The organism is Prosthecobacter gellanilyticus (assembly GCF_007992435.1).
Taxonomy (GTDB): Bacteria; Verrucomicrobiota; Verrucomicrobiia; order Verrucomicrobiales; family Verrucomicrobiaceae; genus Prosthecobacter; species Prosthecobacter gellanilyticus.
Window position 1 is genome coordinate 74884 of the sequence record NZ_BKAG01000028.1, and the last position, 15000, is coordinate 89883.

The 15000-nt window shown below is 60.1% G+C and carries 12 protein-coding genes; 8 read left to right on the forward strand and 4 right to left on the reverse strand.

Annotated features, from left to right (window positions below; all coding sequences use genetic code 11):
* Window positions 1-39 precede the first annotated feature (39 nt).
* Complete coding sequence (locus BGE01nite_RS18020; protein WP_146852185.1) at window positions 40-1329, forward strand: type II secretion system F family protein; 1290 nt, start codon at window positions 40-42, stop codon at window positions 1327-1329.
* A gap of 46 nt (window positions 1330-1375) precedes the next feature.
* Window positions 1376-2041, forward strand: coding sequence for a type II secretion system protein (locus BGE01nite_RS18025; RefSeq protein ID WP_146852187.1), 666 nt, complete (start codon window positions 1376-1378; stop codon window positions 2039-2041).
* Here the strand turns inward: BGE01nite_RS18025 and BGE01nite_RS18030 are convergent, their stop codons facing one another.
* From BGE01nite_RS18030 to BGE01nite_RS18045, 4 genes are read right to left on the reverse strand one after another with little or no spacing between them, the layout of a single operon-like run.
* Window positions 2042-2314 carry a hypothetical protein gene (locus tag BGE01nite_RS18030; protein ID WP_146852189.1) on the reverse strand — a complete coding sequence of 91 codons (273 nt, stop codon included), beginning with the start codon at window positions 2312-2314 and terminating at the stop codon, window positions 2042-2044. It lies immediately after the preceding gene.
* A gap of 16 nt (window positions 2315-2330) precedes the next feature.
* Window positions 2331-3434, reverse strand: a complete 1104-nt coding sequence (locus BGE01nite_RS18035) for a prenyltransferase/squalene oxidase repeat-containing protein (RefSeq protein ID WP_146852191.1) — start codon at window positions 3432-3434, stop codon at window positions 2331-2333.
* Window positions 3435-3461: 27 nt separating this feature from the next.
* Window positions 3462-4781 carry an amino-acid N-acetyltransferase gene (argA, locus tag BGE01nite_RS18040; protein WP_146852192.1) on the reverse strand — a complete coding sequence of 440 codons (1320 nt, stop codon included), beginning with the start codon at window positions 4779-4781 and terminating at the stop codon, window positions 3462-3464.
* 40 nt (window positions 4782-4821) lie between these two features.
* A complete protein-coding gene (locus BGE01nite_RS18045) occupies window positions 4822-5736 on the reverse strand; it encodes a TIM barrel protein (protein ID WP_218033030.1) in 915 nt (304 codons plus the stop codon).
* 186 nt (window positions 5737-5922) lie between these two features.
* Between BGE01nite_RS18045 and BGE01nite_RS18050 the strand changes: the two genes are divergently transcribed.
* The 6 genes from BGE01nite_RS18050 to BGE01nite_RS18075 all read left to right on the forward strand — a co-directional run.
* The gene (locus BGE01nite_RS18050; RefSeq protein WP_146852194.1) at window positions 5923-7143 is read left to right on the forward strand and encodes a PilN domain-containing protein; all 1221 of its coding nucleotides are present in this window, start codon (window positions 5923-5925) and stop codon (window positions 7141-7143) included.
* 77 nt (window positions 7144-7220) lie between these two features.
* Window positions 7221-7775, forward strand: a complete 555-nt coding sequence (locus BGE01nite_RS18055; protein WP_146852196.1) for a hypothetical protein — start codon at window positions 7221-7223, stop codon at window positions 7773-7775.
* Window positions 7776-7792: 17 nt separating this feature from the next.
* Window positions 7793-8464: a hypothetical protein gene (locus tag BGE01nite_RS18060; RefSeq protein ID WP_146852198.1), complete on the forward strand. Its 672-nt coding sequence runs from the start codon at window positions 7793-7795 to the stop codon at window positions 8462-8464.
* 94 nt (window positions 8465-8558) lie between these two features.
* Window positions 8559-11408 (forward strand): secretin N-terminal domain-containing protein, encoded by a 2850-nt coding sequence (locus tag BGE01nite_RS18065; RefSeq protein WP_146852200.1) that lies wholly within the window; start codon window positions 8559-8561, stop codon window positions 11406-11408.
* A gap of 365 nt (window positions 11409-11773) precedes the next feature.
* Entirely contained in the window at window positions 11774-14365 is a 2592-nt protein-coding gene (locus BGE01nite_RS18070) for a PSD1 and planctomycete cytochrome C domain-containing protein (protein WP_146852202.1), read from the forward strand.
* A 6-nt stretch (window positions 14366-14371) separates the two neighbouring features.
* A partial coding sequence (locus BGE01nite_RS18075; protein ID WP_146852204.1) for a DUF1501 domain-containing protein occupies window positions 14372-15000 on the forward strand: 629 nt, incomplete at its 3' end.

The following is a 15000-nucleotide window of genomic DNA, read 5'->3' on the forward strand; positions in this document are numbered from 1 at the left end:
TCACGAAATAATTCCGCAGCAGCAGATTCCCCCTCCTCTATGCCGAAGTTCCATTACATCGCCCTCGATCAAAACGGCCAGGAAGTGGCCGGAGAGTTGGATGCCTCCAACGAAGCCGAGGCCATCAATCTGCTCCGCCAGAGCCAGCTTTACCCCACTCAAGTCGCCCAGGAGGGCAAGGGGGACGCCGCCGTCAAAAAGAAGGCCAAAACCACTGCTGCCAAAGGCGGCAAGGGCAAGACCGTCAAGGCCGGCGCCAATGCCAAGGTCAAAGCCAAGGCGCTGATGGTTTTCACCCGTCAGCTGGCCACACTCATTGACTCCGGCCTGCCTCTTCTCCGCGGTCTCACCGTGCTGAGCCGCCAGGAGCCGAACCCGATCATGAAGTCCACCATCGCCACGCTGGCGGACAACGTGCAGACCGGCAGCACCTTCTCGGAAACGCTGACCCAGTTCCCCAGGATCTTTAACAAGCTCTATGTGAACATGGTGAAGGCTGGCGAGCTGGGTGGTGTGCTTGAAATCGTTCTCAACCGTCTCGCTGAGTATCAGGAGAAGGCGCAAAAGCTGAAGAACAAGGTGTTGGCGGCGATGATTTACCCCATCGTTGTCATGGTCATCGCCGTGTTGATCCTTGTGTTCCTCATGCTGGTCATCGTGCCGAAGTTTGAGAAGATCTTCGAGGAAATGCTCGGTGACAAAAACAAGCTGCCCACGCTCACCAAATACGTCATCGGCTTCAGCCGCTGGATGGGTGACAACTTCATCTTCCTGGGCATCGGGGTCGCCGTGATTGTCATCGGCTGGCGCCTCTTCGCCGCCACCGCTGGTGGACGTCGTGCCATTGATGGCTGGATGCTCAAAATGCCGCTCTTTGGAGATGTGCAGCGCAAGACCGCCATCTCCCGCTTCACCCGCACTTTGGGCACTCTGGTCACCTCAGGTGTGCCGATTCTTCAGGCATTGAACATCACCCGTGAGACCGCTGGCAACGCCATCGTCTCCGAGTCGATCGTCAAAGTGCATGATGCCGTGAAGGAAGGTGAGTCCATGGTGGCTCCCCTGGAAGCCAGCCCCGTCTTCCCACCCATGGTGATTTCCATGGTGGACGTCGGTGAGGAAACCGGTCAGCTCCCTGAGATGCTGCTCAAGATCGCTGACGTGTATGAGGACGAGGTGGACAACTCTGTTACTGCCCTGACTTCCATGCTGGAACCCATCATGATCGTCGTGCTCGCCCTGGTGGTCGGCACCATCGTGCTGGCCCTGTTCCTGCCGTTGATCGAGGTGATTAAACAGCTCAGCACCGGCGCCGGTGGTGGAGGTTGAACACCTCCCCCGTCTTTAGGTTCCAATCTCCAAAATCCCCCCAACCATGAAAATCAACCCACGCCTGCAGGTTCGTCGGGAGGCCTTCACTCTCATCGAGCTCATCACGGTCGTCAGTGTCATCGTCATCCTCTTTGCCTTGGTCGTCGGCGGCTTCACGTATGCTGACCGTTCATCCAAGCGCAGCCGCACGGAGATCGTCATTCGCGCCTCCCGCTCTGCCTTGGAGTCCTACAAAGAGAAATTCGGTTCCTACCCTCTGGTGAACAATGGCAGCAGCACTGTCACCGTGGCAGAGAAGTCCTACATTGCGGGCGGCGGCGCCTGCCTCTACCAGGCCTTGAGCGGAGACGGCTTCGACTTCATCGAGGGCGCCACCGGACAGGGTGTGCCGTCTTCTGATGGTCAGCTTGATGAGCACGAGGCCCCCAACGTCACCCTCAATGACATGCCCAAGGAAATGTGGGCCAAGACCGATGGCATCTACTACATGGTGGATGGTTTCGGTCACCCCATCCGCTATGTTAAAGCCGCTCCCACAACAGCGGCGATCCCCGGCCAGGGTGCTCCAGAACCCACCACGATCAACCGTGGTAGCTATGACATCTGGTCCTACGGTGAGGACGACAAGAACATTCTCTCCTCCAGTCTGGATGCCGCCAACGGCTCCGGCAGCGCACGCATCGACGTGAAGTGGATCAAGAACTGGTGATCAGGCTGCTGCGCACTTGACCGGATCTTTTTCAAAAAGGCCGTCTCTTCGGAGGCGGCCTTTTCTTTTGGGTAGAGAGGAGAGGCTGAGAGGAACTTCTGACAGCTCACTTTTGGAAACGATCACCGTCCTCACAGGCGCCTCGCCAGCAACTCCAGCAGCCATGAGAGTTTTCCAGACGATCGTAAAATTGGTTAGAGGAGCATTAAAGCCGATCAACTTGATCGATGCCCAGGCGTGGGCACGAAGTGGATCAGGAACTGGCAGGCGCATGCCTGCAAAGCCTGCCTCACTTCTGATAGATCGGCAGGAAGTGATGATACACACTCAGGCTCAGCAGGGCCAGCGAGGTGGCATACACGGGGCCGGCGCTCTTCTCATTGCCGTTGCGGGGATACCAGGCCCCTTCAGCATTTTGAGATGCCACCAGCATTTGCTCCGTCTTTTGGCGGGCGGTGGCAGCGTGATCTCCACCGCGCTGATACATGCCCTGCGCGTAATAGTAGCAGCCGTAGAAGAACCAGGGCTCATTCACCTCCGGCGGAAACTTGAGCAGCCAGTTGGAGGAACCTAGTACTTCCGGGATGTCATACTGCCCTGCCACCTGCAGTGAAAGCAGACCTGCGGAGGTGGTGGAGAAAGTCTGACGACCTCCATAAGGCTCGTAGCTGAAGGCCGCTTCCATCTGCTTCAGCTGGCCGTTGCTGTCACGCTCGGCGCGATAGCTCCGTTTGATGTAAGCAATGGCGTTGTCGATGGCTTCTTTCGGCACTTCGATGCCGCTGTTCTTCGCCGCTCGAAGAGACATCAATTGCCAGACGCTGACGCTGATGTCGCTGTCACTGCTGCTCGGCTCATAACGCCAGCCGCCGCGATTCGCCTCGCTCTTCGGCGTCTGCTGGGCTCGGAGAATGAGCTTGATCCCCTTCTCCACCATCTCACGCACCTTCTTGTCCGTGGCTGGATCTGGTGACATGCCGAGCATCTCGGTGAGCATCAGGGTCATGATGCCGTGGCCATACATGCGGCTGCGGTCACTGCGGCCGAGGTAGCCGTTTTCATCCATCTCCACATTGTCCACGATGAACTTCAGGCCGCGTTGCGCGGCTTCACTTTCTGGAGTGCTGTTCCCCGGCAGGTGACCCACGGATGCCAGCCCCATGAGCGCCAGCGCGGTCATGGCCGCGCTGTGACTGGGGATGTCTCCCGGACGCGGCTGCTGGTTGGACTTTTGCTCGCTGAAATGTCCAGCGGGTTGCTGCTGCTTCAGCAGCCAGCCCACGGCCTTGTCCACGCAGGTCTTCACCTGTGGCGAGATCAGCTCAGGCGCGGCAGCGAGAGGCTGGACGCTCACCACGGCGAGGACGAAGAGAGGCAGCAGATGACGGATCATGATGTGGGGGACATGAGGCAAACGTTCTTACTTCAGCGCCTTGATCAGCACCTTCGAGTTACGTCCGCTCTTGTCGTATTTTTCACGGCGTGCCGCCGGCAGGGAATCCGGCGTGGTGACCTGGAAGCCCATCTTTTCCTCAAAGAAGCGGAAGGCCTGGGTGCTCAGCGCCACCAGTTCCTCGCTGTCACGCTGCCTCGCCACATCTTCCGCATAGGCCACAAGCTTCTGCCCGTGCCCGCGATTTTTGTGACTGCGCCGCACAAAAAGACACGCCAGTTCAGCGACCTTCCGGTTCCCCTCTTCATAAGAGTGCACGGCCACGCAGCCGATGGGGTTGCCATCGGTCTCGAGCACGAAGAAGTCTTTAATCTTACCCTGGATCTGCTCACGCGTGCGCGGCACCAGAGCGGCGTCATCCATGGACTGCTGCATCATGGAGAGCAGCGCCGGGATATCGGAGGAGCTGGCCTCGCGGATCTGCTGGTAATCATCCGCATGGATCATGGTGCCCACGCCTTCATTGCTGAAGAGCTCGGCAAGCAAAGCCTCATCCTGGCTGCCATCTACAATGTGGACCCGTGGCACACCTTCCTGACAGGCGATGGCGGCATGACGCAGCTTGGAAAGCAGGTTCACATCGTGACGCGGATCCTTGTTGCGAACCAGATCACGCGCATCCGAGATGGAAAGCTGCGCCATCCTGCTTCCGTCATTATTCGTTAGGCCAGCCTCCGACACAAAGATGATCTTCGCAGCTCCCAGTGCGATCGCCACCTCGGTGGCCACAGCGTCAGAATTCAGGCGCAAGGTTGTGCCCCGGCTGTCATAACCCATCGGCGGCAGGATCGGGATGATGTCCGCTTTGAGCAGCACGCGCAATGACTCCAGGTCCACACGCTCGATTCGTCCGGTGAACTCCAGGTCGATGCCGTTGATCACCCCGGCAGGATACACCGCTAGAGCATTGCAGACAGCCACCGGCATTTCCAAAGCGGTGAGGTCGCCCATCAGGGCGCTGGTCTGACGCGAAATGGCATCCACAGCCACTTCAAGCGTTGCCGCATCCGTGCGGCCCATGCCGTCATCACTGCTCAAGGTCACGCCCCGTTTCTCAGCCAGGTAGCGTAGTTGTGCGCGGGCACCGAAGACCAGCACGACCTCAATGTTCAGGGACTGCAGCACCGCCACATCCTGGAGCAGGCTGGAGAATGTGGCCTGATGCATCAAAGCGCCATCGATCGCGATGACGAACACGCGCTGCCGGAACTGCGGCACGTAACGCAAGATGCCCCGCAAGTCTTCGAAGCGGGCGGTGGGTTTGATGATGGATTCGCTTTCTGCCACCGGTCAGTTTCGCGCAAACAGCCCTGGGTGCAAGGACGCACTACACGTCACAGACCATCGCCGCATGGCGCAGCGCCAGGATGGTGTCCTTCCAGGTCGGGATGAACTCATGCGCCACGAAGTCATGGTAACCGATCTCCTGCACCGCCTGCATGACAGCGGGATAATTGATCTCCTGGTGCTCGTCCAGCTCACAGCGGCCTGGATTGCCCGCGGTGTGCAGATGGCCGATGTAGTCTTTGTGCAGACGCAGACGGCGCACGATGTCGCCGTTCATGATGCTGACATGGTAGATGTCGAAGAGCAGCTTGAAGTTCGGGCTGCCGATCTGCTTGATGAGGTCCACGCAGAAGTCCACGTCATCTCCGAAATAGCCCGGATGGCCCTTCATCGGGTGCGAACTGTCGCGGGAGTTCAGATGCTCCAGCACAAGCGTGATGCCTTTTTTCTCAGCGTGAGGCAAAACGACCTTCCAGGTATCCAGGCAGTCCTGGATGGCCTTCTCACGGTCCATGCCGTCAAACTTCATGCCGGTGAAGGTGATGACCTTCTTCGCACCGACATCCGCCGCGACATCAATGCCTTCCGTGAGCTTGGCGATGACTTCATCACGGAATTTGGGATTGCACGGACCGTTGCTGAAGCCATGCCCGCTGACCAGCGAGATCTCGAGACCCAGCTTCTTCACATCTGGATAGTATTTCCGGTCGATGCCCTCGATGCCCACCAGACCGATGTCCTTCGCATGCTTCGCCAGTTCCAAGGTGTCCATCGGCTTCCAGCACCAGCCCATGAGCGTATGCTTGATGCCAGAGTTCTTGATCTTGTAGCCCGGATCAGCCGCTGCCTGGGCGATGTCCACCGCAGCAGCCTCATCGTGTGGCAGAAAAGCCGCCCCTAAAGCAGCGGCAGTGGAGGTCTGGAAAAACGAACGGCGGGAAAGGCTGGAAGTCATGGCTGGAAGAGGTTTGTCTGCCCTCAGTAACGGGCCTTCATGCCAGCGTCTCGCGGAGGAATGGTCAAGACCTGATGGCGGTGATTTTTGGTGATCCGAAAAATAGCTGCATTTCGACGCATCCATCCGCAACTTCCCGAGGCTTTCGACGTTCCAAGCTAGCCTCATTCTCCCCCCAGCCACTGCATGTCCATCGCCGCTTCCACTTTACTGCTTCCTGCTCCTGATGCCACCTGGCGCTTGTGGAAGCCGAAAGCCACGAGCGCGGATCATTCTGTCGACACGCCGGCGGAGGTGCAGGCAAAGGGCAAACCCTTCGTCATCGGCCTGCCAGCCACGGCCTGTCGCAGCATCGGCCTCATCCTGCCAAATGCGGATCATGCGGTGCTGGAGCAGATCATCATCACGCAGCTTGATCGTCGTGGGTTGAAGCTGGTCGGCGGCATCGACAGAAACTTCCGCTGGCACCTGCTCTCGCAGACGGCGAGCAGTGCCACCGTGAGTGTGGATGTGCTGGTGGATCCGTTTCCTGCGGATCTCGCCCTTTCCCAAGCTTCTGACTACACCGCCGCGCTGCGTCTGCAGAGCCTGCCTGCCGGACAGATCGTGATCACGGAAGAGCAAGGCTCCCTCGTGCTAGCCGCTGGATATCAGGGGAAGCTTTATCATAGCCACATCATCTCCCCTTCAGCCACCATGGCGCTGGATGACATGACTCAGGAGATCATGCTGGCACGTCTGGCACTGGAAGGTGATCTCGGTGAAAGTCTCTTCTCCGGCATCGTCCTCGCGGGTCAGACCTGGGATAAGATTCTCGTCGAATCTCTTCAAGACAGCACTGGCATGACAGTGCGCACCGTGCCGCAACTCCCACCGCACGCGGACCTTGAGACGCAATCCTGGCCCAAGCTGCTGCCCACCGTTGTGCGCGAGGCCCAGCGCAGCGCGGCACGCCGTGGCAAACTCATGCGTGCCGGTGTGCTCGGAGGTCTGCTGGCCGTCTCACTGGCGTTCCTGGCCTTTGCCTATCTTCGCTCCCAGGAAAGCCACGCAGCCCAGCTGCAGAGCAGCGTGGACGCGACGACAGCCCCTGCCGCCAAGGTCCGCCAGACGGCGGACATGTGGAAGTCCCTGGCACCGGCCATCGAGCCGCGCCGCTATCCCATGGTGCTGCTGGCTGAGGTGACCAAGCTCATGCCACCCAGCGGCATCGTGATCCGTCGCTTCCAGCTCAAGGACAACGAAATCGACATCCAGGGCGAGGCCCGTGATGCCCAGACCGCCGTGCAGTTCATGGAAGACCTGCAGAAGCACCCTGTCCTCAGCCGCTACACCTGGTCGAAGCCCAGCCCGAACGTCCGTGATGGGGCCGCCCAGTTCCGCACCCAAGGGAAGGCGCAGCCCTGATTTGAGCGCTCAGAGCGAGGGGCCAGACGCCCCACATTCCCATCCTCCACCACACCTTTCCGCCCCCTCTGCCCTCCATGGCCGCCAAACTTACCTCTCGTGAAAAAAACCTGCTGCTCATGTGCGTGGGCGTGCTCGTCCTCATGGCGGGCATGATCGCGGCCCAGCAGTTCCTCAGCCGCCGCAAGGCTGCGCTGGAGAAGATCGTGCTGCTTGAGCGCCAGAAGCTGGAAAACGATGGCTGGGTCAAGGAAGAGCCCTTCTGGAACAAGCGCCGAGGCTGGCTGGCCGAGAAAATGCCTGCCACTGAGAGCCTCGGGCGTGCCCAGGGCCAGTTGCTGGAGGACATTCAGAATGAGGCGCTTGAGTGGGGCATCACCGCTGAGCAGCCCACCCTGCCCCCGCTTTCCGCCTCCCCCAATCCGAACTACCGCGAAGTCACCGTTTCTGTGCGCCTCCGCGGAGACCAGACCACCGTGCTAAACTGGCTGGCCACGCTGCAGTCCCCGGAGATGTTCCAGGCCATCCGCGAGCTTCAGGTCGAAATCGACACCCGGGCCCGCCTTAAGACGCCCCAGGTCGTCTGCAACCTTACCCTGGCCCGCTGGTTCAAGCCGGAGTCGGGTATCTAATCATCCTATTCACTGCCATGAAACTCATCTCCTCGCTGTTTCTCCTGCCCCTGGCAGCTCTGGCTGTCGAGAACACGAACACCGCCGCCGCCCCCCAGGGTGATCCCGACCTGCCGCAGCCATTTGATCCGAACGCCATCGCCGCAGTGACGACCAGCTCTCCCTTCACCCGCATGGTGAACATGTCTGACAATCTGGTGCTCACCGGCATCGCCTACATCGATGGCAAACCTGTGGCCACGATCTTCAACAAGGAGACCAAGGAAAGCCACATCGTCTCTGCTGAACCGAACTTCCAAGGCTGGGTGCTCAATGAAGCCCTGCCTGCCCCAGACATCACCCGCAGCCGTGCCGTCATCACCATCGGCGGTGAGAAGGTGAAGCTGAACTATGCGGCCATCACCGCCGAGGACATGAAGAAGAAGGAGAAAAGCGGTGAACGCAGCGAGCGCAGTGACCGCGGTCCGTCTTCCGGAGGCGACCGCTTCCGCGGTGAAGGCCGCGGGCCCAGCGAGGAAGACCGCAAGCGCTATGAGTCCCTCTCTGACAAAGCCAAGGAGAAGGTGCGCGACATGTTCCGCAGCAAGTTCAGCGATGACAAGTTCCGCAACGCTCCTGAAGAAGAGCGCCGAAACATCATCCGTCGCGAGGTCGAGCGGATCGAGAAAGAGGACAAAGGCGGAAAATGATCCGTTTCGGACCGTTCCTCCGCTGACTCCCCTCCCCCCGCTTCCTTTCCATCCCTTTGGTTAGTCTTTCTCTCTCTATTTTCTGCTCCTGCTCATGCATCGCCCCCGCCTCCTTCTTTCTCTTTCCACCCTCGCTCTCGCGGCGACTCTTACGGCCCAGGATACCAACCCGGCTCCAGCGCCTCAAACACCTCCTCCTTCAGTACCCGCGCCAGCGGTGCCTGAGCAGCCAACGACACCACCACCGTCCGATGCACCAGCAGCACCTCCTGCGGGCGGGAATGCCCCGACGACTCCACCTCCCGGCGGTCCCGGAACGGGAGCCCCAGGTGCTCCGGGTGAAGGCGGCCAGCGCCCTGGCGGCTTCGGCCCTCCCGGGGAAGGCGGTCAGCGCCCCGGTGGCTTCGGTCCTGGTGGCACAGGCGGTGGCGGTTTCGGTCCTGGTGGAAGCGGCTTCAGTGGTCGCCGTCGCTTCGGCGGTGGTGAAGGCGGCGGTGCCTTCGGCGCAGGAGGCCCTGGTGGCATGGGCGGAGCGGGTGATCCGGCCAGCACGCTTTCCCAGACCATCCGCATGGAGGGAGACAAGATCGTGCTCCAGTTTCCGAGCAATCCAGTCATGGACATGCTCAGCATCTATGAGCTGCTCACCGGCATCACGCTCATCAAGGACACCAACATCCTCGAAGGCGCTCCGGTCAGCCTGGCCACACCGAAAGCGGTGGAAAAAGCAGAAGCGGTCAAGCTCATCGAGGCAACCCTCCTCACTAATGGTTATGCCATCGTGATGGAGTCGGATGGCAAAAGCGCGCGCATCCTCCCCGCCCGTAATCAGGGCGCGAATGCCGTGCAGTTCTCCCACGGTGTGAAGTTTTACACCAGCGCCCAGGATTTGCCCGCAGGCGAGACCATCGTGACTTACTTCATGAAGCTGGATAACATCGACCCGGAAGCGGCAGGCACGATGCTATCTGGTCATGTCGGTCTGGGTGTGTATGGCCGCATCACTCCAGTGCTTTCACCTCCCGGTCTCTTGATCACGGAAAGCAGCACCGTGGTGAAGCAGCTCATCAGCATTCATGAAGCCATCGACATCCCCGCAACAGCGGCATCTCTGGTCACAAAATTCATTCACCTGGAGCATGCCGACGCGGCCACCGTGGCCCAGATCATTCAGGCAACTTTGACAGCGCAGGCCCAGGAAAAAGAAACCAAGGGCGTGAACACGATCCGCGGCAGCAGCGCCAGCGATGGGCGCGAGCGCCGCGAGGGGAACGACAACAACAATAACAACAGTAGCAGCAGCAACCGTGAGTCCTCCCGCGACAGTGCGCCGCGAGTCAACCCCGTCTTCATCAACGGCCAGTGGGTCATCCCCAATTCCCCCTCCGAACCGGCGACCACTGCCCAGGTCGTGGCAGACACACGCCTGAACCAGATTCTCGTCGTCTCCTCTCTCGCTGACTATACCTACATCGCCAGCATGATCGCGGAGTTCGACAAGCCGCTGGAGGTGGATGAACCCTATGAACGCAAGCTCAAGTATGCAGCCGCCGTGGATGTCATGGCAGCCGTGGTGGATGTACTCACGGAACCCGCTGGCGGAACGACAGCGCTTCCAGGCGGAGGCAGCCTGCAGCAGCAGCGCCAGCAGAGCTTTGCCTCCACCAGCAGCCAGCTCCTCAGCGGCCGGACCACCACGGGTTCGCGCGGCGGCCAAGTGCTCAGCACAGCCGGCAGCGGCACTTCGGATGACACCGCCTCTGCCACCGGTGGTGGCGGCGCATCGCGAGCCGACCTCATCCAAGGTCCCAGCGAAGACAACGCCCCCGTCTCCGTGCTCGTCGGCAAAACTCGCGTCGTGGCAGACCCTATGGCCAACTCCATCCTCGTCGTCGGCCGTCCAGGCGAGATCAAGAAGGTCAACGCGTTGCTCGACAAACTCGACCGCCGGCCTGCCCAGGTCTACCTCGCCACGGTCATCGGCCAGCTCACGCTGGGAGACGGCTTTGACTTTGGCTTCGACTACTTGAGTTCAATCAACGACCGCGATGGCGCAGGCAACAACTTCACCGGGGGCCAGAGCCTTTCCGGCCTCATCGATGGACGCGTGCCGGACATCAAGACCAACCTTGCCAACGCCATTCCAGCCCTGGGCGGATTGAATCTTTACGGCCAGATTGGTGATGCCTTGGATGTGTACGTCCACGCCCTGGAAACGACCGACCGGTTCAACGTGCTGTCCCGCCCCTCGGTGTTCGCCCTGAACAACAAAAAGGCGACCATCACCTCCGGCACCATGATTCCTGTGCCCACCCAGAGCCAGACGGGCACTGGCAATAACAACGGCAACATCAGCGTCAGTTACAACTTCCAGGACGTGGTTCTGAAGCTGGAGGTCGTGCCGCTCATCAACGAGGACGGTGAGGTCAACCTCACCATCGCCCAGGTGAATGACACGGTCACCGGTGAGAAGATCTTCCCGAACGTCGGCTCCCTCCCCATCATCGCCACGGAGCAGATCGTGACCTCGGTCAATGTCCGGGACGGAAATACCATCGTGCTCGGCGGCCTTATTTCTGACAGCGACAAAAAGAGCGCCAGTGGCGTTCCTTTCTTGAGCCGCATCCCTGCCGTCGGCAATCTCTTCAAGCGCAACAACAACACCTCCCAGCGCAAGGAGCTGCTGATCTTCATCCAACCCAACGTGGTGCACTCTGACGGCCAGATTCAGTTGCAGTCTGTCAAGGAGGACTACCGAACCAAGGTCGGCGCAGAGGCTGCCAAGCGCTTCCCGGACGAAGTGGACATTGAGGCTCTCCATGCCGAGGAAGTCGCCGAACAGCGCACCGATACTGCCAAGGAAAAGCGGAGCTTTTTCGACCGCCTCTTCAAGCGCGAGAACAAGCCCAAGTTCGCCACGCCAAATCCGCCTGTGCGCAGATAAGACTGATCCATTCAACCCAGAAGGCGCGGCCAGAAGCCGCGCCTTTTTTGTGTGCCAATCCAGCGCCCTCACCTGAAAACCACCCAGCTCCGGACGACCGGAACATTACCTTGGAAATATGCCGATCCTGAAAGGCGGACGTAGTTTTTCTCAATTCCTTCTGGACAGGTATAGTTTACCCGCTAAAACTCATACTATTAAAGTATGATTTGAGTGTGGTGAGGCTATGAGGCCAGCGCACGAAGGGCTGATCCGGGACCCAGGAAGGCCAACCCATTCAACAAACACCGGAGTCCACGTGCCCACATGTCACGAGACCGGTCCCTTCCAGAGGAGATTCCTCTGCGCCCAACTTGCCACTCCTCATGCGTTTCCCAGCTTTCGCTCTCGCCTACACAGCCACGGCTTCCGTGTCGTTGCTGGGGGCAGATTCCACTTCAGCCAAACTCGAGTTCTTCGAAAAAAAGATCCGCCCGATCCTCGTGGAGAACTGCCACACCTGCCATTCCGCGGACACGAAACCCTCCGGCGGATTGCGTGTCGACGACCGCCAGGGTTTGTTCCTCGGCGGCAATAGCGGACCGGCCATCGTGCCCGGAGACGCGAAGGCCAGTCTGCTGCTCGAACGCATCCAGCATGCCGATCCCAAGAAGCTCATGCCCAAGGAAGGCGATAAGCTCACCGCCGGGCAGATCGCCGATCTCACCACCTGGATCCAGGACGGTGCTGAGTGGCCGCGCGAACGCATCCCGGCCTCTCTGACACGGACAAATCCGGAGTTTGAAAAGCTGAAGAAGTCTCACTGGGCCTGGCAGCCTCTCACCCAGCCAGCAGTCCCGCCCACAACAGATACAACATGGGCTGAAGATGACCTTGATCGCTTTGTTCTCGCCAAGCTCGATGAGAAGAAGCTGGCACCCGTAAGGGATGCAGATCGCGTCACCTTGCTGAGACGCGTGACCTTCGATCTCACCGGTCTGCCGCCGACCTCACAAGAGATCTCCAGCTTTGTCAGCGATCACTCCAGCGATGCTTTCGCAAAGGTCGTGGACCGTCTGCTGGAGTCACCGGCCTTTGGCGAGCGCTGGGGCAGACACTGGCTGGATGTGGCCCGCTATGGCGAATCCACCGGCCCTTCGCGAAACATCCCCTACCCTCATGCCTGGAAGTATCGTGACTATGTGATCGATGCCGTGAATCGTGACGTGCCCTTTGACCGCTTCATTCAGGAGCAGATCGCGGGAGACCTTCTGACTGCGGCCAATGATGATGAGCATGACCGGCAGCTCACGGCCACCGGATTCCTGGCTCTTGGCGTCAAGGATGTGAACCAGCGCTTCAAGGTCCGCTTCATCATGGACAACGTGGACGAGCAGATCGATGCGGTGACACGCTCTGTGTTAGGCCTGAGCGTGAACTGCGCACGCTGCCATGATCACAAGTTCGATCCCATTCCCATGACAGACTATTACGCGCTGGCTGGCATCTTCACGAGCACGGAAAACGGCGCGGGTGTGCGTAACAAAATGGGTGGCGGTGGTCTGGACTACTATGATCCGGCCAACCTCGTCCGGCTCTCCTCCACCATCCCGCCACCGCCTGAGGACAAGGTGAAAACGCTCGAAGCGCAGGTCGCGGAAGCCAAGCAGGCTTTTGAGGAGATTCGCGGCACGCCAGAAGGCCTGAAGCTCGCCGCGGATGGAAAACCCACGCAGCGCGGCTTCCGCCTGAAGTGGGAAAAACTGCAAGGCGAGCTGCTGGAGCTCACGGATCCTGCCGCACGAGGCTTCGCGGTGCATGGCGTGCGCGACAGCAAGCAGATCACCGACACGGAAGTGCGCATTCGTGGCGAAGCGGAACGCCTGGGCCCAACGGTTGAGCGAGGATTCCTCACCACCTTTGATGTGCCGGGGGCATCGACAGTCAATCGCGAGCAAAGCGGCCGTCTGGAGCTGGCGCAGTGGCTCACCAGCCCGCAGAATCCTCTGACGGCGCGTGTCATCGTCAATCGCGTATGGCAACATTTGTTCGGCGATGGCATTGTAACCACGGTGGATAATTTCGGTGTGAATGGAGACAAGCCTTCGCACCCGGAACTGCTGGATCATCTGGCGCAGCGATTCATTGCTCATGGCTGGTCGGTGAAGAAGCTGGTGCGCAGTGTGGTGCTCTCTCACAGCTATCGTCTGGGCAGTGATGAGCCTGAGGCGAATCGCGAGGCAGATCCTGCAAACCGTCTCGTCTGGCGGCATTCACCTCGTCGACTCAGCGCAGAAGAGATGCGTGACGCCATGCTGGCCAGCTCTTCCCAGCTGGTGACGCGTCCAGAAGTCTCCGCCGCGAGCAAGCTGCGCATGGTGGAGATGCGTGACAATGGTCCGGAGGCTGCAGGCATCCACACGGCCGCGAACCAGGGCCGCGAACGCAGTGTGTATCTGCCGCTGCTTCGGGGTGTCACACCCAAGTCGCTTGAGGCTTTTGATCCTGTGGAGCAAGGTCTCGTCACCGGTCAGCGCGCATCAACCACGGTGCCCACCCAGGCGCTGTATCTGATGAACTCCACCTTTGTGCGCCAGCAGTCGCTCGCGCTCGCGGAGAAGCTGCTGAAGCTTCCGGCCGAAGACCGCATCCGTCAGGCATGGCTGCTCACGCTGGGTCGCGAACCTCGTGACAATGAGGAGCGCCGCGCTGCACGCCTCATCACGGAGACCGCGTCCGCCTTTCAGCCGGAGATTGTGCCTGCGGTGTTGAAGCCCGCAGACACTCAGCCCGAAGCCCAGCTCACTTCTACCAACGAAAAACCTGCCGTCATCACACCGGTGAACTCTGACGACGTGGACCGCACGGACATGCGCACGCCTGAAGTCGAGGTGCAGCCTCGTGATGCGCGCACCTCCGCCTGGATGAGTTTGGTCCAGGCTCTCTACGCCTCTGCTGAATACCGCTTTCTCCGCTAACCCGTCATGCATCCCTTTTCTCATCTCTCACGCCGCGCCGCGCTGCAGACCACCGCCGCAGGCTTCGGTTACATGGCCTTCAACGGGCTCCAGGCCGCCGAGGCCATCCGCCAGGGCAGGCCCCTGAAGCCTCTGGCGCCGCGTGATCCGCATTTCCCCGCCAAGGCCAAGCGCATCATCTTTGTCTTCATGGAAGGATCGATGTCGCAGCACGATACCTTTGAGTACAAGCCCGAGCTTTTCAAAAACGACGGCAAGCCAGGCTCCGGTGGTGGCAAGCTCACGGCTTCCAAATTCAGGTTCAGCCAGCATGGCCAGACCGGCTCATGGTTCTCCGAGTTGCTGCCAAACATCGCCAAACACGCGGACAAGCTCACCTGGCTGCGCGGCCTGCATACTGACACACCGGCGCATCCACAGGCTGTCGTGCAACTTCACACAGGCAGCGCCAATGCCGCGCTCACCCGGCCCAGCATGGGTGCCTGGCTGCTGTATGGCCTGGGCACGCCGAACCAGGATCTTCCCGGTTACATCACCATCAATCCGCCGCCGAACTTCGGCGGGGCGGTGAACTATGGGAGCGCCTTCCTGCCTGCGCACTACCAAGGCACGCGCATAACGGATCAGGGTTATAG

Excerpts from the sequence above, each read along its gene's own strand:
- BGE01nite_RS18020 (WP_146852185.1), top strand. The coding sequence starts at position 40 with ATGCCGAAGTTCCATTACATCGCCCTCGATCAAAACGGCCAGGAAGTG.
- BGE01nite_RS18060 (WP_146852198.1), top strand. The coding sequence starts at position 7,793 with ATGAAACTCATCTCCTCGCTGTTTCTCCTGCCCCTGGCAGCTCTGGCT.
- BGE01nite_RS18070 (WP_146852202.1), top strand. The coding sequence starts at position 11,774 with ATGCGTTTCCCAGCTTTCGCTCTCGCCTACACAGCCACGGCTTCCGTG.
- BGE01nite_RS18035 (WP_146852191.1), bottom strand. The coding sequence starts at position 3,434 with ATGATCCGTCATCTGCTGCCTCTCTTCGTCCTCGCCGTGGTGAGCGTC.
- BGE01nite_RS18030 (WP_146852189.1), bottom strand. The coding sequence starts at position 2,314 with ATGCGCCTGCCAGTTCCTGATCCACTTCGTGCCCACGCCTGGGCATCG.
- BGE01nite_RS18055 (WP_146852196.1), top strand. The coding sequence starts at position 7,221 with ATGGCCGCCAAACTTACCTCTCGTGAAAAAAACCTGCTGCTCATGTGC.
- BGE01nite_RS18045 (WP_218033030.1), bottom strand. The coding sequence starts at position 5,736 with ATGACTTCCAGCCTTTCCCGCCGTTCGTTTTTCCAGACCTCCACTGCC.
- BGE01nite_RS18065 (WP_146852200.1), top strand. The coding sequence starts at position 8,559 with ATGCATCGCCCCCGCCTCCTTCTTTCTCTTTCCACCCTCGCTCTCGCG.
- BGE01nite_RS18025 (WP_146852187.1), top strand. The coding sequence starts at position 1,376 with ATGAAAATCAACCCACGCCTGCAGGTTCGTCGGGAGGCCTTCACTCTC.
- BGE01nite_RS18050 (WP_146852194.1), top strand. The coding sequence starts at position 5,923 with ATGTCCATCGCCGCTTCCACTTTACTGCTTCCTGCTCCTGATGCCACC.